Source organism: Pseudomonas sp. JV414 (genome assembly GCF_032424305.1).
Lineage (GTDB): Bacteria > Pseudomonadota > Gammaproteobacteria > Pseudomonadales > Pseudomonadaceae > Aquipseudomonas > Aquipseudomonas lini.
Window position 1 is genome coordinate 306,885 of record NZ_VYKC01000022.1, and the last position, 17,098, is coordinate 323,982.

At 59.4% G+C, this 17,098-nt stretch carries 18 protein-coding genes; 1 reads left to right on the forward strand and 17 read right to left on the reverse strand.

Annotated features, from left to right (window positions below; translation table 11 throughout):
* Nucleotides 1–48: 48 nt before the first annotated feature.
* The 9 genes from fnr to F6R97_RS25430 form a co-directional block, all read right to left on the reverse strand.
* On the reverse strand, nucleotides 49–783 hold the full coding sequence (fnr, locus tag F6R97_RS25390; protein ID WP_038979949.1) for a fumarate/nitrate reduction transcriptional regulator Fnr: 735 nt from the start codon (nucleotides 781–783) through the stop codon (nucleotides 49–51).
* A gap of 130 nt (nucleotides 784–913) precedes the next feature.
* Nucleotides 914–2,296, reverse strand: a complete 1,383-nt coding sequence (gene hemN, locus F6R97_RS25395; protein ID WP_048394474.1) for an oxygen-independent coproporphyrinogen III oxidase — start codon at nucleotides 2,294–2,296, stop codon at nucleotides 914–916.
* Nucleotides 2,297–2,487: 191 nt separating this feature from the next.
* A complete protein-coding gene (locus F6R97_RS25400; RefSeq protein WP_007933361.1) occupies nucleotides 2,488–3,171 on the reverse strand; it encodes a sulfite exporter TauE/SafE family protein in 684 nt (227 codons plus the stop codon).
* Nucleotides 3,164–3,382, reverse strand: a complete 219-nt coding sequence (gene ccoS, locus F6R97_RS25405) for a cbb3-type cytochrome oxidase assembly protein CcoS (RefSeq protein ID WP_007905420.1) — start codon at nucleotides 3,380–3,382, stop codon at nucleotides 3,164–3,166. The genes F6R97_RS25400 and ccoS overlap by 8 nt, the downstream gene beginning before the upstream one ends.
* A 22-nt stretch (nucleotides 3,383–3,404) precedes the next feature.
* Nucleotides 3,405–5,855 carry a heavy metal translocating P-type ATPase gene (locus tag F6R97_RS25410; protein WP_315867263.1) on the reverse strand — a complete coding sequence of 817 codons (2,451 nt, stop codon included), beginning with the start codon at nucleotides 5,853–5,855 and terminating at the stop codon, nucleotides 3,405–3,407.
* A gap of 135 nt (nucleotides 5,856–5,990) precedes the next feature.
* Nucleotides 5,991–6,530 carry a FixH family protein gene (locus tag F6R97_RS25415; RefSeq protein ID WP_038979952.1) on the reverse strand — a complete coding sequence of 180 codons (540 nt, stop codon included), beginning with the start codon at nucleotides 6,528–6,530 and terminating at the stop codon, nucleotides 5,991–5,993.
* 11 nt (nucleotides 6,531–6,541) lie between these two features.
* Nucleotides 6,542–7,957, reverse strand: coding sequence for a cytochrome c oxidase accessory protein CcoG (gene ccoG / locus F6R97_RS25420; protein ID WP_038979953.1), 1,416 nt, complete (start codon nucleotides 7,955–7,957; stop codon nucleotides 6,542–6,544).
* Nucleotides 7,958–8,163: 206 nt separating this feature from the next.
* Nucleotides 8,164–8,574 carry a type II toxin-antitoxin system VapC family toxin gene (locus tag F6R97_RS25425; RefSeq protein ID WP_048395292.1) on the reverse strand — a complete coding sequence of 137 codons (411 nt, stop codon included), beginning with the start codon at nucleotides 8,572–8,574 and terminating at the stop codon, nucleotides 8,164–8,166.
* Entirely contained in the window at nucleotides 8,574–8,828 is a 255-nt protein-coding gene (locus F6R97_RS25430; RefSeq protein WP_038980251.1) for a type II toxin-antitoxin system Phd/YefM family antitoxin, read from the reverse strand. The genes F6R97_RS25425 and F6R97_RS25430 overlap by 1 nt, the downstream gene beginning before the upstream one ends.
* 250 nt (nucleotides 8,829–9,078) lie before the next feature.
* On the opposite strand from F6R97_RS25430, the gene F6R97_RS25435 reads away from it, so the two are divergent.
* On the forward strand, nucleotides 9,079–10,095 hold the full coding sequence (locus tag F6R97_RS25435) for a metallophosphoesterase family protein (protein ID WP_315867264.1): 1,017 nt from the start codon (nucleotides 9,079–9,081) through the stop codon (nucleotides 10,093–10,095).
* A 71-nt stretch (nucleotides 10,096–10,166) separates the two neighbouring features.
* On the opposite strand, the gene ccoP (F6R97_RS25440) is transcribed toward F6R97_RS25435, so the two are convergent.
* The 8 genes from ccoP (F6R97_RS25440) to ccoN (F6R97_RS25475) all read right to left on the reverse strand — a co-directional run bounded on the left by ccoP (F6R97_RS25440) (nucleotide 10,167) and on the right by ccoN (F6R97_RS25475) (nucleotide 17,090).
* Nucleotides 10,167–11,150: a cytochrome-c oxidase, cbb3-type subunit III gene (gene ccoP, locus F6R97_RS25440; RefSeq protein WP_048395290.1), complete on the reverse strand. Its 984-nt coding sequence runs from the start codon at nucleotides 11,148–11,150 to the stop codon at nucleotides 10,167–10,169.
* Nucleotides 11,147–11,332: a CcoQ/FixQ family Cbb3-type cytochrome c oxidase assembly chaperone gene (locus tag F6R97_RS25445; protein WP_003175465.1), complete on the reverse strand. Its 186-nt coding sequence runs from the start codon at nucleotides 11,330–11,332 to the stop codon at nucleotides 11,147–11,149. The genes ccoP (F6R97_RS25440) and F6R97_RS25445 overlap by 4 nt, the downstream gene beginning before the upstream one ends.
* A gap of 5 nt (nucleotides 11,333–11,337) precedes the next feature.
* Nucleotides 11,338–11,946 (reverse strand): cytochrome-c oxidase, cbb3-type subunit II, encoded by a 609-nt coding sequence (gene ccoO, locus F6R97_RS25450; protein WP_007905434.1) that lies wholly within the window; start codon nucleotides 11,944–11,946, stop codon nucleotides 11,338–11,340.
* On the reverse strand, nucleotides 11,946–13,388 hold the full coding sequence (gene ccoN / locus F6R97_RS25455; RefSeq protein WP_038979957.1) for a cytochrome-c oxidase, cbb3-type subunit I: 1,443 nt from the start codon (nucleotides 13,386–13,388) through the stop codon (nucleotides 11,946–11,948). Before ccoN (F6R97_RS25455) ends, ccoO (F6R97_RS25450) begins: the two co-directional genes overlap by 1 nt.
* Nucleotides 13,389–13,871: 483 nt before the next feature.
* A complete protein-coding gene (gene ccoP, locus F6R97_RS25460) occupies nucleotides 13,872–14,825 on the reverse strand; it encodes a cytochrome-c oxidase, cbb3-type subunit III (protein ID WP_315867265.1) in 954 nt (317 codons plus the stop codon).
* Nucleotides 14,822–15,025: a cbb3-type cytochrome oxidase subunit 3 gene (locus F6R97_RS25465; protein ID WP_048395367.1), complete on the reverse strand. Its 204-nt coding sequence runs from the start codon at nucleotides 15,023–15,025 to the stop codon at nucleotides 14,822–14,824. Before F6R97_RS25465 ends, ccoP (F6R97_RS25460) begins: the two co-directional genes overlap by 4 nt.
* A gap of 21 nt (nucleotides 15,026–15,046) precedes the next feature.
* The gene (gene ccoO, locus F6R97_RS25470; RefSeq protein WP_038979959.1) at nucleotides 15,047–15,655 is read right to left on the reverse strand and encodes a cytochrome-c oxidase, cbb3-type subunit II; all 609 of its coding nucleotides are present in this window, start codon (nucleotides 15,653–15,655) and stop codon (nucleotides 15,047–15,049) included.
* A 10-nt stretch (nucleotides 15,656–15,665) separates the two neighbouring features.
* On the reverse strand, nucleotides 15,666–17,090 hold the full coding sequence (ccoN, locus tag F6R97_RS25475; RefSeq protein WP_048395285.1) for a cytochrome-c oxidase, cbb3-type subunit I: 1,425 nt from the start codon (nucleotides 17,088–17,090) through the stop codon (nucleotides 15,666–15,668).
* Nucleotides 17,091–17,098: the final 8 nt, after the last annotated feature.

Here is a 17,098-nt window from a genome sequence, read left to right on the forward strand (position 1 = left end):
GCAGTATAGCGGCGGCTGAACCGTTTCGCTCAGCCGCAATCGTTGCTATCAGCCTTCGAGCGAACCGCCGGCCAGGGCGCAGAGCTGGATCGGATCGAGGATGTGGATTTCCTTGCCCTCGGCCGCAATCAGTTCGTTTTGCTGGAAGCGGGTGAATACCCGGGACACGGTTTCCACCGCCAGGCCGAGGTAATTGCCGATTTCGTTGCGCGACATGCTCAACCGGAACTGGTTGGCCGAGAAGCCCCGGGCGCGGAAACGTGCCGACAGGTTGACCAGGAAAGTGGCGATGCGCTCGTCGGCGGTTTTCTTCGACAGCAGCAACATCATTTGCTGATCGTCGCGAATCTCGCGGCTCATCACCCGCATCAACTGACGGCGCAGTTGTGGCAGTTGCAGGGCCAGTTCGTCGAGGCGATCGAAAGGGATTTCGCACACCGAGGTGGTTTCCAGGGCTTGCGCCGAGACCGGGTGCTTTTCAGTGTCCATGCCCGACAGGCCGACCAGTTCACTCGGCAAATGGAAGCCAGTGATCTGCTCTTCACCGCCATCGCTCAGGCTGAAAGTCTTCAGGGCGCCGGAGCGTACTGCATAAACGGAATCGAACGTGTCGCCCTGGCGAAACAGGAACTCGCCTTTTTTCAGCGGGCGACCACGTTTGACGATATCGTCCAGCGCTTCCATGTCTTCCAGATTCAGAGAAAGTGGCAGGCAGAGCGGAGCCAGGCTGCAATCCTTGCAATGGGCCTGACTATGAGCGCGCAGCTTTACTGGCTCGGACATTTTCTTTGATCCTTGTGGGAAAACACACATAAGCTGTAAGGGTAACCCACAGGAGGACATTCAGGCACGCGGCGATTTTGTCGCAGGGTCGTAAAATCAGCGTTTCGCAGACCGGCCAGTGAGCTGATGGCTAGATAACCCGTGAAAACCGCTGGCGATTTTGCTGTTCCAGGTACGCGTCGAACACCATGCACACCGAACGCACCAGCAATCGTCCGGCGGGCAGTACGGTAATCCGTTCGTTATCAAGTTCGATCAGTCCGTCGTCGGCCATTTCCTGCAACTGTGGCCAGAGTTCGCCGAAGTAACCCTGAAAGTCGATGTTGAAGGCTTGTTCGATCTGGGCGAATTCCAGGCCGAAAGTGCAGATCAGTTGTTGGATGACCGCACGTCGCAGGCGGTCATCGGCGTTGCACAGCAGACCACGGCTGGTGGCCAGCTGTGCGCTGGCCAACGCATTCTGGTACTGGTTCAGATCACTGCTGTTCTGGCAGTACAAATCGCCGATCTGGCTGATGGCCGATACCCCCAGGCCGATCAAATCGCAATGACCGTGGGTGGTATAGCCCTGGAAGTTACGTTGCAGGGTCGATTCTTCCTGAGCAATCGCCAATTCATCATCGGGCAGGGCGAAATGGTCCATCCCGATGTAGCGGTAACCGGCGGCCGTCAGTTGTTCGATGGTGCGCTGGAGCATTTCCAGCTTCTGTGTCGGCGCCGGTAGATCATTGCCGTTGATCCGCCGTTGCGGCATGAAGCGTTCCGGCAGATGGGCGTAGTTGAACACCGAGAGCCGATCCGGTTGCAGGCTGATGACTTCGTCGACGGTGCGGGCGAAGCTTTCGGGTGTCTGTTTCGGCAGGCCGTAGATCAGATCGATGTTGATCGAGCGAAATTGCAGGGTTCGGGCAGCGTCGATCACCGCACGGGTTTCTTCCAGGCTTTGCAAGCGATTGACCGCCCGTTGTACCGCCGGGTCGAGGTCTTGAACGCCTATGCTGACTCGGTTGAAGCCCAGTTCCCGGAGCAGGCCCATGGTCGACCAATCAGCTTCGCGAGGATCGATCTCAATGCCGTAGTCGCCGGAATCGTCGTCCAGCAAATTGAAATGCTTGCGCAGCTTCGCCATCAACTGGCGCAGTTCGTCGTGGCTGAGAAAGGTCGGTGTGCCGCCGCCGAAATGCAGTTGCTCGACTTTTTGCGAGGGGTCGAGGTGGCAGGCAATCAGCTGGATTTCCTGTTCCAGGCGCTGCAAATAGGGCAGGGCGCGGCCACGGTCCTTGGTGATGACTTTGTTGCAGGCGCAGTAGTAGCAAATGTTCGCGCAGAACGGCACATGCACATACAGCGACAGCGGCCGCAGGGCCTTGCGGCTGTCGCGAAGGGCATGAAACAGGTCGAAGGTGCCGACCTGGCTGTCGAATTGCACGGCGGTCGGGTACGAGGTATAGCGCGGTCCCGCCAAGTCATAACGGCGGATCAGATCTGTGTCCCAACGAATGGCGTCGAGCATGCGGGCATTCCCCCGGATAGGCTGGCAGTGTCGGCGAGTCTAGGGGGGGCGGCGTTGGGGCATCTTGATTTGCATCAAGGGTCGGGATTTGTGGTGTCAGTGAGGGCCTCTTCGCGGGCAAGCCTCGCTCCTACAAGGGATCGCGAACTCCTGTAGGAGCGAGTCTTGCCCGCGATGGGGCCACTGCCGATCTAATGCCCCATGAGCCAATGTTGATGCGGCCCCGGTAAGGTCCAGATGCCGAACACCATCACCAGCAAGCCACCGGTCATGCGGACGCTGCGTTTGCGCAACAACGCCGTGACACGCTCGGCAGCCAGCCCTGTGGCGAGCAGCACCGGCCAGGTACCCAGCCCGAATGCCAGCATCAGCAACGCACTGTCCAGTGCATTGCCCTGGCTCGCCGACCACAGCAATGTGCTGTAAACCAGCCCACATGGCAGCCAGCCCCACAGTGCGCCCAGTAGCAGGGCGCGGGGCAGGTTCGACACGGGCAATAGTGTGTTGGCCACCGGCTGGATATGCCGCCACAGGCCACGGCCGAGGCTTTCGATGCGGGTCAGGCCGCTCCACCAACCGGCCAGGTACAGACCCATGGCGATCAGCAGCAGTCCGGCGAGGATGCGCATGAACATCGCCGCCGGGCTATTGGCCACGGCCCAGCCGGCCAGGCCGATCAGAAGACCGGCGGCAGCGTAGCTGAGAATTCGCCCCAGGTTGTAGGCCAGCAATAGTCGAAAGCGTCGGCTGCGTTGTTCCTTGGGGATCGCCAGGGTCAACGCGCCCATCAAGCCGCCGCACATGCCCAGGCAATGCCCGCCACCGAGCAGGCCGAGGATCAGCGCAGACACCAACAGTGGCGCCAACTCAAGCATGGGGCGGCGCCTTGTCGTCCGGTTTGGCCGGATGGCCGCTGGCCTCGTCGACCGCTGCCTTGTGGTTCGGGTCCTGATCGTCGAACAGAATGCTGTGGGCCGGGCCGTCGAGGTCGTCGTACTGACCGCTGTCGACCGCCCAGAAGAAGATATAGATAGCGATGGCCACGATCAGCAGCGCGGCCGGGATCATCACGTAGAGAGCTGGCATCTGGACTCCATGCCCGCGCGGCTCAGGCCGGCAGCGGGCGGGTTTCTGGCGTGGTGCCGGCAGCCGGCGCGCTCGGCAGGCGAGTCAGGCGCAGGGCATTCAGCACCACGGTCAACGAACTGATCGACATGCCGACCGCGGCCCATACCGGAGTGATCCAGCCAAGGGCAGCGAACGGCAGCATGAGGCCATTGTACAGCGCTGCCCACAGCAAGTTCTCGATGATGACCCGACGGGTACGACGAGCCAGGCTGAAGGCTTGCACCAGCGCGTCGAGTCGGTTCGACAGCAGCACCGCGTCGGCACTGGTTTTCGCCAGATCGGTGGCCGACCCCATCGCCACGCTGATGTCGGCGGCGGCCAGCACCGGCACATCGTTGACCCCGTCACCGAGCATCAACACCTTGCGGCCTTCCTTGTGCAGCTGTTGCAGCACCTGCAGTTTATCGTCCGGACGCAAACCGCCACGGGCCTCGTCGATGCCCAATTCGGCAGCGACGCTGGCGACCATCGGCGAGCTGTCGCCGGACAGCAGCAACGTGCGCCAGCCGCGAGCCTTGCAGGCCGCCAGCAGGGCGGGTGCGTCGGCGCGTAAACGGTCATCGAGTACGAACCATGCCAGCGGCCCTTGGCTGTCGCCGAGCAACAGCCATTGGCCGGGTTCATCGAGCATTACTGGCGTCTGAGCGCCGCTGAGTTCGCAGACAAACCCTGGCTGGCCAATGCGCAGGCGTTGTGCGCCGACCAACCCCTCCAGACCCAGGCCCGGCGTGCTGTGAACTTCTTCGGCGGCCAGCGGTGCGCGGCCAAAGGCTCGGGCGATCGGGTGCTCGGAACGGTTTTCCAGGGCGGCGGCGAGGCTCAGGCATTGATCGCTGGTCAGGGCCCCAAGCGGCCGGATCGAACGCAAGGCCAGGCGACCTTCGGTGAGGGTGCCGGTCTTGTCGAAAATCACCGTGTCGATCTGGTTCAGGCCTTCCAGCACATGGCCGCGCGTCAACAACAGACCGAGCTTGTGCAGCGTGCCGGTGGCGGCGGTGAGGGCGGTTGGAGTGGCCAGTGACAAGGCGCATGGGCACGTGGCAACGAGCATCGCCAGGACAATCCAGAAGGCTCGCGAAGAGTCCAGTTCCCACCACAGCAGGCCAATGGCGGCCACCGCGATAAGTGACAACAGCAAAAACCATTGGGCGGCGCGGTCGGCGATTTCCGCCAGTCTTGGCTTTTCGGCCTGGGCGCGATCCAGCAGGCGGACGATGGCCGACAGTCGCGTGTCCTGCCCCAGCGCCAGGACTTCCACGGTCAGCGCACCTTCGACGTTCAAGGTGCCGGCGGTGACGGCATCGCCCGGGGTCCGTGGTTGTGGCAAGTATTCGCCGGTGAGCAGGGATTCGTCGATGCTCGATTGACCGTCGAGGATCTTGCCGTCGGCCGGCAGAATCGAACCGGGATGTACCAGCACCTGATCGCCCACGCGCAACTCGCTGAGCAGAATCCGCTCGCTCTGGCCATCGGCACCCAGCCGCAGGCAGGAAGCGGGCAACAGATTGACCAGCTGTGCGGTCGCGGCAGCGGTGCGTTCCCGGGCGCGACGTTCCAGATAACGCCCGGCCAGCAGGAATAGCGCAAACATCCCTACCGCATCGAAATACAGCTCGCCGACCCCGGTGATCGAGGTCCAGATCCCGGCGATATAGGCACTGCCGATCGCCAGCGACACCGAAACGTCCATGGTCAGGTGACGGGTGCGCAAGTCGCGCATCGCGCCTTTGAAGAATGGTGCGCAGCTGTAGAACACGATCGGGGTGGTCAGAAACAGCGCGACCCAGCGCAGGATGGTGTGCAGTTCGGGGCTGAGGTCAATGTTGAATTCCGGCCAGGTGGCCATGGTTGCCATCATCGCCTGGAACCACAGCAGCCCGGCGACCCCGAGTTGGCGCAAGGCCAGGCGGTTTTCGCTGGCCAGTTGTTCACTGGCGCGGTCGGCCTGATAAGGGTGGGCGGCGTAACCGATGTGACGCAATTCGCTGAGCACCTGACTCAATGGTAATTGCGCGTCGGCCCAGCGCACGTGCAGGCGATGGTTGGACAGGTTCAAGCGTGCTTCGGCCACCGCTGGCAAGGCACGCAGGTGTTTCTCGATCAACCAGCCGCAGGCGGCGCAACTGATGCCTTCCATCAACAGGGTGGTTTCGGCGAGTTCGCCTTCGTGGCGGACAAAGGGTTGTTGCACATCGGCGCGGTCGTACAGCGCCAGTTCATCCACCAACTGCACTGGCAGCGCTTCGGGGTTGGCCGATGACTCGCTGCGATGCTGGTAATAGGTTTCCAGTCCGCCGGCCACGATGGCTTCGGCCACGGCCTGACAACCCGGGCAGCAGAACTCGCGGGTTTCACCGAGGACGGCAGCGGTGAAGCGGCTGCCGGCCGGGACGGGCAGGGCGCAGTGGTAGCAGGGGGTTGGACTGGTCATGGGGCGTGTTCCGATGATCGTTCCCACGCTCTGCGTGGGAATGCCTCCCCGGACGCTCCGCGTCCGCTTCGGCTGGGACGCGGAGCGTCCCTGGCTGCGTTCCCACGCAGAGCGTGGGAACGATCAGGGTAAGGCTTATTTTTTCAGGTCTTCCGCACCCTGCAATGGCTCATCACCCAGCAGCAGATCCTTGTCATGGCTGACCTGTTCTTCTTCGAACATGCGCCAGGTCTTGTCGTCCTGAACGCCCAGCAGTTCTACAAAGCGGCGACCGTCGACCTTGTCGTTCAACTGGCCAATGTAGCGGCCCTGTTCGGTTTCGCTGCGTGCCAGGGTGATCTTGCGATCCTTCTCCGGCTGAGTCGGCGAGATCAGGTTCAACTCAAGGGTTTTCGGCTGGCTGTTACCGCTCAGGCGCAGGTCGACTTCGCCGGTCACGTCGTCCAGATGAACGCTGGCGCGCAGCAACAGGGTCTGCGCCAGCAGCTCACGGTCGAGGGAGCGGTTGATGCCCTTGCCGGCCTCGTAATAGTTGTCGTTGACCAGGTTGTCCGGGTTGTTCACCGCGATGGTCACCATCGACAGGGTCAAGGTCACTGAGCAGGCCAGGATGGCGATGATGATCCACGGCCAAAGGTGCTTGTACCAGGGACTTGCGGCAGTTGCTGCGGGCATGATCACTTCTCTCAACGAATTTGTGGGCCGATGAATCGGCTCTTGGCTTCAACGTGGACGTTGGCGTCGTCAGCGTCCTTGAGGATGAATGTCACCTCGTTGGTGCTCGACGGCAGTTGTTCCGGTGCGCTGGACAGTTCGACCGGCTGACTGAAAATCTCCCCGGCGGCGACCTTGATCTCGCGCTTGCCTTGCAGCTTGAGGTCCGGCAGGCCTTTGGCTTCCAGCACATATGTGTGGTCGTGCTGGTCCTTGTTCATGATCTTCAGGCTGTAGACGTTTTCGATCCGGCCTTCGGCGTTCTCGCGGTACAACACCCGGTCTTTACTGACATCGAAGCCGACTAGCGAGCGCATGAAGAATGCAGTCACCAGCAACGCGATCATCGCCAATAGCACCGTGGCATAGCCAATCAGGCGTGGACGCAGTTTATTGGTTTTTTGCCCCGACAGGTTGTGCTCGGTGGTGTAGCTGATCAGGCCGCGCGGGTAATCCATCTTGTCCATGATGCTGTCGCAGGCGTCGATGCACGCCGCGCAGCCGATGCATTCGACTTGCAGGCCGTCGCGGATGTCGATACCGGTGGGGCAGACCTGGACGCACATGGTGCAGTCGATGCAGTCACCCAGGCCCTGCGCCTTGTAATCAATGCCTTTCTTGCGCGGCCCACGGCTTTCGCCACGACGCGGGTCGTAGGAGACGATCAGCGTGTCCTTGTCGAACATCACGCTCTGGAAGCGTGCGTACGGGCACATGTAAATACACACCTGCTCGCGCAACCAGCCGGCGTTGCCGTAGGTGGCCAGGGTGAAGAACCCGACCCAGAAATACGACCAGCCATCAGCCTGGCCGGTGAAGAACTCGATCACCAGTTCGCGAATCGGTGAGAAGTAACCGACGAAGGTCATGCCGGTCACGAAGCCGATCAGCAGCCACATTGTGTGCTTGCTGAACTTGCGCAGGAATTTGTTGGCACTCATCGGTGCCTTGTCGAGCTTGATGCGTTGGTTGCGATCGCCTTCGGTGACTTTTTCGCACCACATGAAAATCCAGGTCCAGACGCTTTGCGGGCAGGTGTAGCCGCACCAGACACGACCGGCGTACACGGTAATGAAGAACAGGCCGAAGGCACTGATAATCAAAATCCCTGAAAGCAGGATGAAATCCTGAGGCCAGAAGGTCGCGCCGAAAATGAAGAATTTACGTTCCGGCAGGTTCCACCAGACGGCCTGATGGCCGCCCCAGTTCAGCCACACCGTGCCGAAATACAACAGAAACAGCCCGGCACCGCCAATCATCCGCAGGTTGCGGAACAGGCCGGTGAAGGCGCGGGTGTAGATCTTTTCTCGAGAGGCGTAGAGGTCGACGCTGTTGTTCGCGTTCTTGGCAGGCGGAGTGACGTCGTGTACCGGAATCTGATTGCTCATCATTGCATCCCACGGCAGTGGAAAAATGCCCCGGTCAGTACGTGCCAACCGCGGTCAAAAAGAGGTGTTGCAGTGGCGCAATGATACGCCTGTAGCTCTAGCACAAGGGTGCGACCTTTGGTCGCGTTGGGGGAAATCAATTGATGGTGTAATGACTTGAATCAATTGACTTGTGAATTATGGACGGTTTTGCAGGGGCAGCGAACTCATTCGTCCCATGGATTGATCAGTGCCACACCGCTGGATTGAAAATCGCTGATGTTTCGGGTGACCACCGTAAGGCCATGAACCAGTGCAGTTGCTGCGATCAGGGCGTCGCTTTCATTGGCACGATCCGGAACATGCAAGCTGGCACAGCGCAGTGCCACGGCGGCATCGACCGGCAAGATTCTGGCATCGAAGGCCGGTATCACATGGCGCTTCAGCCAGGTGCGCAATACCTTTCCCTGAACGGGGTCACGACGCTCCATTCGAAGAACCCCTGTCTCCAGTTCCTTCAAAGTAATGGCCGAAATAAACAGGCGTGGTGCAATAACACTTTTGGCCCAGGCGACGACATTCGCGTCAGCCTGAGGTTTGCGCAGTTCAGAAATCACGTTGGTGTCGAGTAGAAACATCAGGACAGATCCACGGGTCGATGAGTGATGACGGCACGCTCGGTTTCAAATTCGATGTCTGCCGCTTCTGGCATCACCAACAGGTCGACGATGTTGGCGTTTATGCCGGTCAGTTTTTGGTACTCCTCAATGCTTAGCAGTACGTGAGCAGGCTTGCCACGGTCGGTGATGATAACCGGCCCATGACGGGTGGCTTTTTTGGCACTACTTGTGTCCTGGTTGAATTCACGACTGGAAATGGTGGTGATGGCCATCATGCGTAGGCTCCTGCAAAAGCATCGATGTAGGAACGTTACTACTTGACTGAGGGGCTCGCAACCTTGTTGGGGGACCGTCGGTCGCAGCGGTGCATCTGGCTATCTCCGATAGCGCACTAATGAGCTCGCGGGAAACATCAACTATTGATATTGAAGCGATAGACATTTGTTTTGATTTCTAAGTTGTCATAACTTGCTCGGGCAAGACGGTGTGTCTTGTATCTAACTTCAATAGAGATGGATTTTTATGCTTCTTGATAAGAAAGTCAATGCGCTATTAGGCGCTTTGTTATGTGTCGCTACGTTTGGTGCGCATTCGGCAGATAATAACCTGCCCCGGCATTTAGTGTTTACCTCGGATCCTCAGTATCCATGGACTGAAAGTTCCGACCATGGGTGGGATGAAACAACCGCGGAGAAGGAACAGCGTTCAAAGTGGCTGATTGAGACCCAATATTCCGATGTCGCCAGCTTCAGGCGTAATCATTCTGTTGACCCGGCACACATTCCGGTCATGGTAAACGGCGACATGACCGCTTTCGGGCACGGCTACCAGCGTGACATGACCCGGTCGATACTGGATAAGCAGCTGGGGGGTGTTTATGACTATGGCCTGGGGAATCATGATTATGAAAACAATGTCGATGATTGTTTTTTGAATAATTGTGCGGCCGGCAGTATTGTTGATTTCAAGAATCGTTACTTGGGTAAGTTGGCGGCGTTGGATATGCGAGTATCGGATGAAGGTGCTGTCAAAAAAGGTATTTTCGGTAGCCTTGCTTATTCCAAGGACTTTGGTGATGTACACATTGTTCAATTACATAATGAGCCCACCTATACCGCCGGGTTTACCGCCTGGGATTGGGGAGTGCCCACGGGTTACCAGATTTCCGAGTCTCTGGATTGGCTGGAGGAAGATCTGAAACGCGCACGTGAGAGCGCAAAGATCATTCTTCTGAATATGCACAAGCCGGATCGCTGGAAGGGCAGTACCGAACAGATTGCCCGGTTCAAGGCCATAATCGAGCGATACAAGGTAACGGCGGTGTTTGCCGGGCATTTGCATACCGAATCCGGGAGTTACTACGGATGGAACAAACGGGATTACTTCGGGGATGTGCCGGTATTCTTGAGCGGTGGAGCGTCGAACCAGACCTACCTGATCGCCGATATGTCCACGGATCGCAAAACGTTGAAGGTGTTTCAGGTCAACCAGAACAACTGGCCAAGCCGCAAAGAGATCCAGACGGTTGAGGTTCGATAACCTGCGATTATCCAGTTGAAACGAAAACGGCCCCGTCATCTGACGGGGCCGTTTTTTGTCAGGCGTTTGCCTTACTTGGCATCTGCGTCCGCTGCCTTCTCACCGTGAGAGAGGCTGTAGACGTAAGCGGCCAGCAGGTGAACCTTGTCGTTGCCTTGCAGCTGTTCTTGCGCAGGCATCTGACCCTGACGACCGTAACGGATGGTCTGCTGCAGTTGAGCGAAGCTCGAACCGTAAATGAACCCGGCTGGGTGGGTCAGGTCAGGGGCGCCCATGGCTGGGGTGCCTTTGCCTGCTGGACCGTGGCACGCCACGCAGTTGGCGGCGAACAGTTTCTGGCCAGCAACCGGATCGGCCTTGGTGCCTTCCGGCAGCTTGCGACCATCCAGGTTGGTCAGCACGAACGCGGCAACGTCAGCAACACCTTGTTCGCCGATCACTGCAGCCCAGGCCGGCATCACGGCATGACGACCGCCCATGATGGTGGTCTTGATGGTTGCCGCATCACCGCCCCAGCGCCAGTCAGCGTCGGTCAGGTTAGGGAAGCCATAGGCACCTTTGGCGTCGGAACCGTGGCAGACCGAGCAGTTGGAGGCGAACAAGCGGCCACCCATCTTCAGGGCTTGCGGGTCTTTGGCGACTTCTTCGATCGGCATGGAGGCAAACTTGGCGAAGATCGGGCCGAACTTGGCGTCCGACCTGAGCATTTCCTTCTCCCACTCGTGAACGCCGGTCCAGCCAGTCTGGCCGTTGGCGAACGCGGTCTGCTTCTCGTTATCGAGGTAGTTGTAACCCGGCAACAAGCCTTTCCAGTTACCCAGGCCCGGGTACAGCACCAGATAGCCGAGGGCGAAGATAATGGTGCCCACGAACAGCATGAACCACCATTTCGGCAGCGGGTTGTCATACTCCTCGATCCCGTCGAAGGAGTGGCCGACCGTTTCATCGGTGGATTCGCTGCGCTGGCCCTTGCGGGTGGACAGCAGCAGCCAGGTCAGGGCGAAGATGGTGCCGAGACTGAGGACTGTGACGTACAGACTCCAGAACGTAGTCATTCTTTGTTACTCCTAGAAGCTTGCTCGACGTGCTTGATGGCTTCGGGATCATCCGCGAAAGGCAGCAAGGTCGCGTCTTCAAACTCCGACTTGCGCTTGGGGCTGAACACCCACAGCGCCAGACCGATGAAGGCCACCATCACAACAACGGTGCCCAGGCCACGAATCATCCCGATATCCATCTAAATCACCGTTTGCTTTTGATGATGGTGCCCAGGCCTTGCAGATAGGCCACCAGCGCGTCCATTTCGGTTTTGCCCTTCACAGCATCCTTGGCACCGGCGATGTCTTCGTCGGTGTAAGGGACGCCGAGCGTGCGCAAGACTTCCATTTTCTTGGCGGTGTCTTTGCCGTCGAGCTTGTTTTCCACGAGGAACGGGTAAGCCGGCATTTTCGACTCAGGCACTACGTTGCGCGGGTTGTACAAGTGCGCACGCTGCCAGTCATCGGAGTAACGACCGCCGACACGGGCCAGGTCCGGACCGGTACGCTTGGAACCCCACAGGAACGGGTGGTCCCAAACGCTTTCACCGGCGACCGAGTAGTGGCCGTAACGTTCGGTTTCAGCACGGAACGGGCGGATCATCTGCGAGTGGCAGCCGACACAACCGTTGGCGATGTAAACGTCGCGGCCTTCCAGTTCAAGGGCGGTGCGTGGCTTCATGCCCTCGACCGGCTTGTTGGTGACGTCCTGGAAAAACAGCGGAACGATTTGAGTCAGGCCGCCGACGCTGACGGCGATAACCATGAAGAAGGCCAGCAGGCCAATATTCTTCTCGACTGCTTCATGCTTCATCAGTGAGCTCCAACTACAGCAATCTGTTCAGCAGCTTTGGCTTCAGCCGGGTTCGAGGCACGTACGGTACGCCATACGTTGTAGGCCATGAACAGCATGCCGCTGGCGAAGAACGCACCGCCCAGGGCGCGAACGATGAAGCCAGGGTGGCTGGCTTGCAGCGCTTCAACGAACGAGTAGGTGAGGGTGCCGTCGTCGTTGATTGCACGCCACATCAGGCCCTGGGTGATGCCGTTGACCCACATCGAAGCGATGTACAGAACGGTACCGATGGTCGCGAGCCAGAAGTGCGTGTTGATCAGGGCGATGCTGTGCATCTGCGCACGACCGAACAGTTTCGGGATCATGTGGTAGATCGCGCCGATCGAAATCATCGCTACCCAGCCCAAGGCACCGGCGTGTACGTGGCCGATAGTCCAGTCGGTGTAGTGCGACAGCGAGTTGACGGTCTTGATGGCCATCATCGGGCCTTCGAAGGTCGACATGCCGTAGAACGCCAGCGATACCACGAGGAAACGCAGGATCGGGTCGGTGCGCAGCTTATGCCAGGCGCCCGACAGGGTCATCATGCCGTTGATCATGCCGCCCCAGCTGGGTGCCAGCAGGATAATCGACATCGCCATGCCCAGGGACTGAGCCCAGTCCGGCAGCGCGGTGTAGTGCAGGTGGTGCGGACCGGCCCAGATGTACAGGGTGATCAGCGCCCAGAAGTGCACGATCGACAGACGATAAGAGTAGATCGGACGCTCGGCCTGCTTCGGAACGAAGTAGTACATCATCCCCAGGAAGCCGGTGGTCAGGAAGAAGCCCACGGCGTTGTGGCCGTACCACCACTGGATCATCGCATCAGTCGCACCCGAGTAAGCCGAGTAGGACTTGAAGAAACTGACCGGCAGGGACGCGTGGTTGACGATGTGCAGCATCGCGGTCACGACGATGAAGGCACCGTAGAACCAGTTACCGACATAAATGTGCTTGGTCTTGCGCTTGACGATGGTGCCGAAGAACACCAGACCGTAGGTGACCCAGACAATGGCCAGCAGAATAGCCAGAGGCCATTCCAGTTCCGCGTATTCCTTGGTGGTAGTGAAACCCATCGGCAAGGTAACGATCGCGCCGACGATCACCGCTTGCCAACCCCAGAAGGTGAAGGCCGCGAGGCTGTCGGAAATCAGTCGCGTTTGGCAGGTTCGCTGCACGACGTAATAGGAAGTGGCAAACAGCGCACAACCACCGAAGGCGAAAATCACCAGGTTGGTGTGCAGCGGGCGCAGGCGTCCAAAGCTCGTCCATGCCAGACCGAAGTTCAACTCCGGCCAGACCAGTTGCGAGGCGATGAAGACACCGAGCCCCATGCCAAGGATCCCCCAGACCACCGTCATGATGGCGAACTGGCGGACTACCTTATAGTTATAAGCAGTCGGACTGATTGCTGTGCTCATTCTAAGGTTCCACGGTTTGGGTGTTTTATTAGGAGTAAAAATCGGCCGCAAGTATGTAGAAAGCGGGGGGTCATTGCAACGCGCCATGACGTGGGTCAATGCTTTCAAAAGCTGATTCTGCGGCCTTTCCATGCGCCGCGTAAGGACAAAATTGCCCTCGGACAAAATGTCGCAACGGATGAAAGAGGCGAGGGGTTCAGGTCAGTTGTAACGGGGTATGTTCAAACACGACGATCGGGTAACAGAGGGCAACGGGGACGATAGCCGGTGTCTACCAGCCTTTGCGGCCTGTCATCGAGCAAATTCGTCGAACACATCGGGTTGAATCGACCTGGAACCGGCGCTGGCCAGTCCGCATCGCTGGGAAGCTTAGACCTGAATCCGGCGAACCGAAAGGAAGACCAAGGGAGGGTGCGACAATGCGTCGCAAAGGGGCAGGGAACTGCCGCATCCGGGTGAATGCGGCAGCAGAGCGGACGAGATTTATTCGCTTTTGCCTTCAGCCTGCAAACGCTCGGTGCTCAGCCCCTGAGACAGGCTGTACACGTAAGCGGCCAGCAATTGCACCTTGTCGTTGCCGAGCAGTTCGTTCTGCGCCGGCATATGGCCCTGGCGGCCATGACGAATCGTTTGTTGCAGTTGCGCCAGGCTTGTACCGTAGATAAATCCGGCCGGTTGCGTCAGATTCGGCGCTCCCATGGCTTCAGTGCCCTGGCCGTTTGCCCCATGACAGGCTACGCACATAGTGCTGAACGCTTGCTGTCCGGCATGCAGGTCGGCACCGTTGTCGGCAGGCAAGGGGAGGCCGGCCAGTTCATGACGCACATAAGCTGCGACGTTCTTCACGCCGGCGTCGCCGAGGATTTCTCCCCAGGCCGGCATCGCGGCCATGCGACCCCCCATGATTGTGGTTTTGATCATTTCGGCATCGCCGCCCCAGCGCCAGTTGCTGTCGGCCAGGTTCGGGAAACCAAACGCGCCCTTGGCATCCGAGCCGTGGCACACCGAGCAATTGGACGCAAACAGGCGACCGCCCATTTTCAGTGCTAGCGGGTCCTTGGCTACTTCTTCGATGGGCATGGCAGCAAATTTGGCGAAGATCGGCCCGAACTTCGCGTCAGCCTTGTTCATCTCCTTTTCCCATTCGTGGACACCGGTCCAGCCGTCCTCATAACCGGGCAATATGCCTTTCCAGTTGCCCAGGCCCGGGTAAAGCACCAGATAACCGACGGCAAATACCAAGGTTGCGGCGAACAGCATGAACCACCACTGCGGCAGCGGGTTGTCGTACTCCTCGATGCCGTCGAAACTGTGGCCCATGGTCTGGTCAGTGCTGCCCTTGGTTTCCCCTCGGCGTGTACCGATCAGCAACCAGGTCAGGCCGATCAGGCTGCCGATGGTCAGTACGCAGATCCACGTACTCCAGAAGGTGGTCATGGCCGGGTACTCCTTGCGGCAGATTCTTGTTGGGTGCTGTTTTCCGATTGCGGCTCGTCGGCGAACGGCAGCAGGCGCGCTTCGGCGAATTCCGGATTGCGCTTGCTGTTGAACACCCACAGCGTCAGGCCGACGAAGGCCACGAACACCACGACCGTGCCCAGGCCGCGGATCATTCCACTGCTCATTTCGCTTACTATTTCAAAGGGCATGGACATGGCTCACCTCTTGCTCTTGATGGCAGTGCCGAGCACTTGCAGGTAGGCGACCAGCGCGTCCATTTCGGTTTTGCCCTGGAGCGAGGCGACTGAGCCTGCGATGTCGTCGTCGGTGTACGGCACGCCGAGGGTGCGCATGGCGCGGATTTTGGTTTGGGTGTGGCTGCTATCGACCTTGTTGTCGACCAGCCACGGGTAGGCCGGCATCTTCGATTCCGGCACCACGTTGCGCGGGTTGTACAAGTGCGCGCGGTGCCAGTCTTCGGAGTAGCGACCGCCGACGCGCGCCAGGTCCGGCCCGGTACGCTTGGAGCCCCAAAGGAACGGGTGATCCCAGACACTTTCCCCGGCCACGGAGTAGTGGCCATAGCGCTCGGTTTCGGCGCGGAACGGCCGGATCATCTGCGAATGACAGCCGACGCAGCCTTCGCGGATATAGATGTCGCGACCTTCCAGTTGCAACGCGGTGTAGGGCTTCATGCCTTCCACCGGTTTATTGGTCACGTCCTGGAAGAACAGCGGGACGATCTGGGTCAGGCCGCCGATGCTCACGGCCAGCACCATCAGCAGCATCAGCAGGCCGACGTTTTTCTCGATCGTTTCGTGTTTCATGGCGGCCTCCTCAGGCGATCTGCGCAGCAGCGGCGACTTCGGCAGGCTGCGAGGCCCGCACGGTGCGCCAAGTGTTGTAGGCCATCAGGAACATGCCACTGAGGAAGATCGCGCCGCCCACCAGTCGCACGACGAAGCCTGGGTGGCTGGCCACCAGGGTTTCGACGAAGGAATAGGTCAGCGTGCCGTCCTCGTTGACGGCGCGCCACATCAGGCCTTGGGCGATGCCGTTAACCCACATCGAGGCGATGTACAGCACGGTGCCGATGGTCGCGAGCCAGAAGTGCGCGTTGATCAGGCCGATGCTGTGCATCTGTGTGCGACCGAAGATTTTCGGAATCATGTGGTACAGCGCACCGATGGAAATCATCGCCACCCAGCCGAGCGCGCCAGCGTGAACGTGGCCAATGGTCCAGTCGGTGTAGTGAGAGAGGGCGTTGACCGTCTTGATCGCCATCATCGGCCCTTCGAAGGTCGACATGCCGTAGAACGCCAGCGACACCACGAGGAAGCGCAGGATCGGGTCGCTGCGCAACTTATGCCAGGCGCCCGAGAGCGTCATCATGCCGTTGATCATCCCGCCCCAGCTCGGCGCCAGCAGGATCAGCGACATCACCATGCCCAACGACTGCGCCCAGTCCGGCAGCGCGGTGTAGTGCAAGTGGTGCGGGCCGGCCCAGATGTACAGGGTGATCAGCGCCCAGAAGTGCACGATGGACAGGCGATAGGAATACACCGGGCGCTCGGCCTGTTTCGGCACGAAGTAGTACATCATCCCGAGGAAACCGGCGGTGAGGAAAAAACCTACGGCGTTGTGTCCATACCACCACTGCACCATGGCATCGGTCGCACCGGCGTACACCGAGTAGGACTTGGTGAAACTCACCGGCAGCTCAAGGTTGTTGACGATGTGCAGGATCGCCACGGTGATGATGAATCCACCGAAGAACCAGTTACCGACATAGATGTGTTTGGTCTTGCGCTGCATGATCGTGCCGAAAAACACGACGGCATAGGCCACCCAGACGACGGTGATCAGGATGTCGATCGGCCATTCCAGTTCGGCGTATTCCTTGGAACTTGTGTAACCCAGTGGCAGGCTGATGGCCGCCAAGAGAATCACAAGCTGCCAGCCCCAGAAGCAGAACGCGGCGATTTTCGGTGCGAACAATCGGGTCTGGCAGGTGCGTTGTACCGAGTAGAACGAACTGGCGAACAGGGCGCAACCGCCGAAAGCGAAGATCACCGCGTTAGTGTGCAGCGGGCGCAAACGGCCGAAGCTGGTCCACGGCAGGTTGAAGTTGAGTTCAGGCCAGACCAATTGGGCGGCGAGAAAAACCCCGAGCCCCATGCCGACGATGCCCCACACCACCGTCATAATGGCGAATTGGCGGACCACCTTGTAGTTGTAGGCGGTACTGATAGAAGTGTTCATGGTTCCCC

Coding starts and splice junctions, on each gene's coding strand:
- F6R97_RS25415 (WP_038979952.1), bottom strand. CDS start 6,530: ATGCCCGCAGCAACTGCCGCAAGTCCCTGGTACAAGCACCTTTGGCCG.
- F6R97_RS25400 (WP_007933361.1), bottom strand. CDS start 3,171: ATGCTTGAGTTGGCGCCACTGTTGGTGTCTGCGCTGATCCTCGGCCTG.
- fnr (WP_038979949.1), bottom strand. CDS start 783: ATGTCCGAGCCAGTAAAGCTGCGCGCTCATAGTCAGGCCCATTGCAAG.
- ccoO (WP_038979959.1), bottom strand. CDS start 15,655: ATGAAACACGAAACGATCGAGAAAAACGTCGGCCTGCTGATGCTGCTG.
- F6R97_RS25410 (WP_315867263.1), bottom strand. CDS start 5,855: ATGACCAGTCCAACCCCCTGCTACCACTGCGCCCTGCCCGTCCCGGCC.
- F6R97_RS25430 (WP_038980251.1), bottom strand. CDS start 8,828: ATGGCCATCACCACCATTTCCAGTCGTGAATTCAACCAGGACACAAGT.
- ccoN (WP_048395285.1), bottom strand. CDS start 17,090: ATGAACACTTCTATCAGTACCGCCTACAACTACAAGGTGGTCCGCCAA.
- hemN (WP_048394474.1), bottom strand. CDS start 2,296: ATGCTCGACGCCATTCGTTGGGACACAGATCTGATCCGCCGTTATGAC.
- ccoG (WP_038979953.1), bottom strand. CDS start 7,957: ATGAGCAATCAGATTCCGGTACACGACGTCACTCCGCCTGCCAAGAAC.
- ccoN (WP_038979957.1), bottom strand. CDS start 13,388: ATGAGCACAGCAATCAGTCCGACTGCTTATAACTATAAGGTAGTCCGC.
- ccoS (WP_007905420.1), bottom strand. CDS start 3,382: ATGCCAGCTCTCTACGTGATGATCCCGGCCGCGCTGCTGATCGTGGCC.
- ccoP (WP_048395290.1), bottom strand. CDS start 11,150: ATGACTACGTTCTGGAGTCTGTACGTCACAGTCCTCAGTCTCGGCACC.
- F6R97_RS25435 (WP_315867264.1), top strand. CDS start 9,079: ATGCTTCTTGATAAGAAAGTCAATGCGCTATTAGGCGCTTTGTTATGT.
- F6R97_RS25425 (WP_048395292.1), bottom strand. CDS start 8,574: ATGTTTCTACTCGACACCAACGTGATTTCTGAACTGCGCAAACCTCAG.
- ccoP (WP_315867265.1), bottom strand. CDS start 14,825: ATGACCACCTTCTGGAGTACGTGGATCTGCGTACTGACCATCGGCAGC.
- ccoO (WP_007905434.1), bottom strand. CDS start 11,946: ATGAAGCATGAAGCAGTCGAGAAGAATATTGGCCTGCTGGCCTTCTTC.
- F6R97_RS25445 (WP_003175465.1), bottom strand. CDS start 11,332: ATGGATATCGGGATGATTCGTGGCCTGGGCACCGTTGTTGTGATGGTG.